Source organism: Aquipuribacter hungaricus (assembly GCF_037860755.1).
Taxonomy (GTDB): Bacteria; Actinomycetota; Actinomycetes; order Actinomycetales; family JBBAYJ01; genus Aquipuribacter; species Aquipuribacter hungaricus.
The window spans coordinates 1-5,129 of sequence record NZ_JBBEOI010000244.1 but is presented as its reverse complement, the minus strand read 5'-3'; the positions used below and the strand labels follow the sequence as shown (position 1 = coordinate 5,129).

Genomic DNA, 5,129 nt, shown 5'->3' with positions numbered 1-5,129 from the left:
CCTCCGACTTGGGCGGGGCGGTGCGTGCGGGGGGCGTGCTGTCCTGGGCGGCCGGGCCGTCCGCGGCGGGGCCGGAGCCGCCCGTGCGCTGGCGCACCGCCTCGAGGAGCTCGGCCTTGCGGAGCCGTCCGGCCCCGGAGATGCCGAGGCGGGCGGCCACCGCCTGGAGCTCGGCGACCTTGAGGCCGGAGAGGCCCGCGGGGGCCGGGGCGCCGGGCGCCGGAGCGGCCACGACGTCGTGGGTGTCTGTCACGAAGGTCCTTCCTTCGGGTGGACCGCGGGCCGCAGACAGGGCCGCGCGGGGTGGGGCAGCCCGGTCGGCGCGCCGGGGAGGCTTCTCCGCGGACGAGCCCCGGGGGCTGCAGGACGGCGTCGATCGGGGCCAGCTGGGCCCCCGCCGTGCTCCGAACGGTAGCACCGGCCGGGTCAGCCGGAGGTGGTCCCCAGGACGGACGACACGGCCGGCCCACCGACGGCGTGGCCGCGGACGAGCCAGCCGTCGCCGGCCAGCGACGCCACCTGCTCGCGCGGCGCGCCCAGGCACAGCACCGACGGCCCGGCCCCGGACACGCACGCCGCGACGCCCTCGGCGCGCAGCCGCGTCATCAGGGCGTGGCTGCGGGGCATGGCGCCGGCGCGCTGCTGCTGGTGGATCCGGTCCTCGGTGGCGGGCAGCAGGAGCTCGGCCCGCCCGCGCAGCGCCTGGACGAGCAGCCCGGTGCGGGCGCCGGTGAACGCGGCGTCGGCGTGCGGCACCGTGGCCGGCAGCAGCGAGCGCGCGACCTCGGTCATGAGCACCTCCTCGGGCACGCACGTGACGACCGGCAGGTCGGGCGCGACGTCGAGGCGGGTGGCCCGGTAGGTCGTCCCGTCGGACCAGGCGAGCACCGCACCGCCGAGCACGCTGGCCGCGGCGTTGTCGCCGTGGCCCTCCGCGGCGGAGCTGGTCGCGACGAGCCACTCGCAGCGCGACAGGCCGCCGGCCTCCTCGGCGTCGCCGTGCACCAGGGCCCACGCGGCGGCGAGGCCCTGGACGACGGCCGCGGCCGACGAGCCGAGCCCGCGCCCGTGCGGGACGACGTTGGTGCAGTCCAGGTGCAGGTCGACGAGGTCGGCGCCCGCCCCGAGCCCGGCCAGCCCGCCGCGGACCCAGCGCGCCACCAGGTGCCGCTCGTCGGTCGGCACGTCCTGGCTGCCCATGCCGGTGACCGTGACGCTCGTGCGGGGTGCGGCGGGGTCGGCCGCCGGGCGGCAGCCCACCCGGACCTCGTCGCGCAGGTCGAGGGCGAGCCCCACGGCGTCGAAGCCGGGACCGAGGTTGGCCGAGGACGCCGCGACGGAGACGTGGACGTCGCGCGGCGGCAGGGGGACGTGCCCGGCGGTCATCCCAGGCCCAGGGCGCGGGCGACCTCGACGACGTCGGCCTCGACGCGGGTGGGCAGGACCTCGCCGCCGTCGGCGGTGCGCAGCGCCCACTGCGGGTCCTTGAGACCGTGGCCGGTGACGGTGCAGACGATGCGCTGGCCGGGCTCGACCTCGCCGTCGGCGTGGGCCTGGAGCAGGCCGGCGACACCGGCGGCGGAGGCCGGCTCGACGAAGACGCCCTCGAGCGCGGACAGCCAGCGGTGCGCGTCGAGGATCTGCTCGTCGGTGACCGAGCGGATGGCCCCGCCGGACTCCTCACGCGCCGCGACGGCCTGCTCCCAGCTCGCGGGGTTGCCGATCCGGATGGCGGTGGCGATGGTCTCGGGCTCGTCGACGGGGTGGCCCAGGACGATCGGGGCGGACCCGGCCGCCTGGAAGCCCCACATCCTCGGCCGGTGCGTGGCCGGGCCGTCCTCGGCGTACTCGGTGTAGCCGCGCCAGTAGGCGGTGATGTTGCCGGCGTTGCCGACGGGCAGGCAGTGGATGTCCGGGGCGTCGCCGAGGATGTCGACGACCTCGAACGCGGCGGTCTTCTGCCCCTCGATCCGGGCCGGGTTGACGCTGTTGACCAGCTCGACCGGGAACGCCTCGGACAGCTTGCGGGCGACCCGCAGGCACTCGTCGAAGTTGCCGTCGACCTGCAGCAGCGTGGCGCCGTGGGCGATGGCCTGGGCGAGCTTGCCCATGGCGATCTTGCCCTCGGGCACGAGCACGGCGCACGTGATGCCGGCCGCGGTGGCGTACGCGGCGGCCGAGGCGGAGGTGTTGCCGGTGCTCGCGCACACCACGGCCCTGGCGCCCTGCGCCACGGCGACCGTCATGGCGGTGGTCATGCCGCGGTCCTTGAAGGACCCGGTGGGGTTGCAGCCCTCGACCTTGAGCCACACCTCGCAGCCGGTGCGCTCCGACAGCCGCTGCGCCCGGACCAGCGGCGTGCCGCCCTCGGCGAGGGTGATGTCGCGCGCGCCGGGCGCGAGCCCGCCGACGATCGGCAGACGGTCCCGGTACTCGGGGATGACTCCCCGCCACGGTGCGGCCATCAGCTGCTCACTCCCCTTCGACGCGCATGACGGACGTGACGTCCAGGACGACGTCGAGCCCGGCGAGGTCGGCCACGGTGTCCGACAGGGCCGTGTCCGGCGCGACGTGCGTGACCACGACGAGCTCGGCGGCCTCGTCCTCGCCGACCGCCTGCTGGCGGACCTGCTCGATGGACACCCCGTGCGCGGCGAAGGCGTCGGCGACGCGGGCGAGGACGCCCGGGCGGTCGGCGACCTCCAGGCGCACGTGGTAGCGCGTGAGCACCCGCGACAGCGGCAGCGTCGGCAGGTCGGCGTAGGCCGACTCCCCCGGTCCGCGCCCGCCGTGCACCCGGTGCCGGGCGACCGCGACGACGTCGCCGAGCACGGCGCCCGCGGTGGGCGTGCCGCCCGCGCCGGGGCCGTAGAACATGAGCTCGCCGGCGGCCTCGGCCTCGACGAAGACGGCGTTGAACGGCCCGCGCACGCCCGCGAGCGGGTGGCTGCGGGGGACGAACGCCGGGTGCACGCGGACGGTGACGCCCGCCGGGCCGTCGGGGCCCTCGGGCTCGCGCGAGCCGATGGCGAGCAGCTTGACGACGCAGCCCATCCGGGCCGCGGCGGCGACGTCCGCGGCGCTCACCCCGGTGATGCCCTCGCGGTGGACGGCCTCGCCGGGCACACGGGTGTGGAAGGCGAGGCTGGCGAGGATGGCGGCCTTGCTCGCAGCGTCGTAGCCCTCGACGTCGGCGGTCGGGTCGGCCTCGGCGTAGCCCAGGGCCTGCGCGCGCTCGACGGCGTCTCCGAACCCGGCGCCCGTGGTGTCCATCTGGTCGAGCACGTAGTTGGTGGTGCCGTTGACGATGCCGAGGAAGCGGGTCACCCGGTCCCCGGCGAGCGACTCCCGCAGCGGGCGGATGAGCGGGATGGCCCCGGCGACCGCGGCCTCGTAGTAGAGGTCGACGTCGGCCGCGCTCGCGGCCTCGAACAGCTCGGGCCCGTGCTCGGCGAGCAGCACCTTGTTGGCGGTGACGACGCCCGCCCCGTGGCGGAAGGCCGCGTGCATGAGGCTGCGGGCCGGCTCGATGCCGCCCACGACCTCGACGACGACGTCCGCGCGGGCGACGAGGCCCTCGGCGTCGTCGGTGAGCAGGGCCGGGTCGATGCCGGGGCGCGGCCGGTCCGGGCGGCGCACGGCGATCCCGACGAGCTCCAGCGGCGCCCCGACCCGGGCCGCCAGGTCGTCGGCCTGGGCCAGCAGGAGCCTCGCGACCTCCGAGCCGACGACACCACAGCCCAGCAGGGCGACCCGGACGCGATCCACGGGGGCAGTGTGTCAGCCGCCCGCGCGACGGCGGTCGCCCGGCCCAGGGGCCGGGCAGCCGGGGGCGGGCTCAGAGGTGCGGCACCACGGCGGGGACGAGGTCGCGGAAGGTCCTGCCGGAGCCGGCGGCGCCGACGGCGGTCATGCTCCACCCGGTGCCGTCGCGACGGACGAGCGCCATCACCTGCGCGGTGTGCGGGCCGGACGCGGCGAGCTCGTAGCGGGCCAGCTCGGCGTCCCCCGCGGCGGCGTCCACCAGGCGGCAGTACGCGTTCTCGACCTGGGTGAAGTCCTGCCCGGTGAAGCTGCTGACGACGAAGGCGATGGTGGCCACCCGCGGGTCGAGACGGGCGAGGTCCACGACGATCGACTCGTCGTCGCCCTCGCCCGCGCCGGTGACGTTGTCCCCCGTGTGCTGCAGCGCCCCGTCGGCGCTGCGCAGCTGCTGGAACCACACCTGGTCCACGAGGGCGCCGGCGGCGTCGAACAGCAGGGCCGAGGCGTCGAGGTCGACCGCCTGCGCCCGGGAGCCGAACAACCCGCGCTTCTTCACCGCGTCCCAGCCGAGACCCATGCGGACGACCGTCAGCGTGCCGCCCCCCGCTTCGTCAGCGACACCGTCTGGCCCTTGGTGAGGTCCACCATGCCGTCGTCCCCTCGTGCGCCCCGCGCGCCCCGCCCGGTCAGGGGACGGGCTGGTGGTCGTCGAGCCACCGCAGCGCGTCGTAACCGTACGCACCGCACGCCTGGGCGGGCCCGCCGGGCACCGTCCTCGACTCCGCCCGCAGCACGAGCTCGCCGTCGACGACGTAGCCGGACAGCAGCACCGTGCTGGTGCCGGGCGCGGCCGCGGGGACGGGCGCGTCGACCCGGCTGCCGCCCTCGGTGCGCACGACGAGCAGGCCGCCGCCCGCGTGGGCCGCCCGCTCCGGCCAGGCCACGACGAGCAGCCGTGCCAGCGGGTGCACGGCGAGCAGGTCGACGTCGAGCTCCTCGGGGCTGTCGTGCACGCGGACGGGGCTGCGGCCGCCGCGGTCCAGGCCGCCGGCGGTCCAGCGCTGCCGCGGGCCCTGCGGCGTCCCGTGCTGCCACGCGCAGCCGAGCCGCAGCGCGGGGGCCCCGTCGGGCAGCAGCAGGCCGGCCCGGAGGAAGCCGACCCCGGTCTGGACGCGGCTGAGGGCGGCGGTCGGCGTCGAGGCGGTGAGGTGGACGTCGGCCGTGGGCGACACCCTCCGCCACGAGGGACGGCTGGCGGGCACCCGGGACACGGTGGCGGGGCGCGCGGGCGGGCGCGCCGCGGGGCTGCCGCCCGCCGGGCGGGACAGGTCGAGACCGGTCCGTGACGCCGGGGCAGGCGTGGT

Annotated in this window: 6 protein-coding genes; all 6 read right to left on the bottom strand. The window is 77.4% G+C overall.

Annotated elements, in window-relative coordinates:
* Window positions 1-253: Rho termination factor N-terminal domain-containing protein (locus tag WCS02_RS17215; RefSeq protein WP_340295470.1), on the bottom strand; the 253-nt coding region annotated here is incomplete at its 3' end.
* 173 nt (window positions 254-426) lie between these two features.
* The gene (locus WCS02_RS17210; RefSeq protein ID WP_340295468.1) at window positions 427-1,386 is read right to left on the bottom strand and encodes a homoserine kinase; all 960 of its coding nucleotides are present in this window, start codon (window positions 1,384-1,386) and stop codon (window positions 427-429) included.
* Entirely contained in the window at window positions 1,383-2,465 is a 1,083-nt protein-coding gene (gene thrC / locus WCS02_RS17205; RefSeq protein WP_340295466.1) for a threonine synthase, read from the bottom strand. The genes WCS02_RS17210 and thrC overlap by 4 nt, the downstream gene beginning before the upstream one ends.
* A 7-nt stretch (window positions 2,466-2,472) precedes the next feature.
* Entirely contained in the window at window positions 2,473-3,768 is a 1,296-nt protein-coding gene (locus tag WCS02_RS17200) for a homoserine dehydrogenase (protein ID WP_340295464.1), read from the bottom strand.
* A 70-nt stretch (window positions 3,769-3,838) separates the two neighbouring features.
* Window positions 3,839-4,342, bottom strand: a complete 504-nt coding sequence (locus WCS02_RS17195; protein ID WP_340295462.1) for a TerD family protein — start codon at window positions 4,340-4,342, stop codon at window positions 3,839-3,841.
* Between the two features lie 109 nt (window positions 4,343-4,451).
* Window positions 4,452-5,129 (bottom strand): hypothetical protein (locus WCS02_RS17190; protein WP_340295460.1); only part of this gene is annotated, 678 nt, incomplete at its 5' end.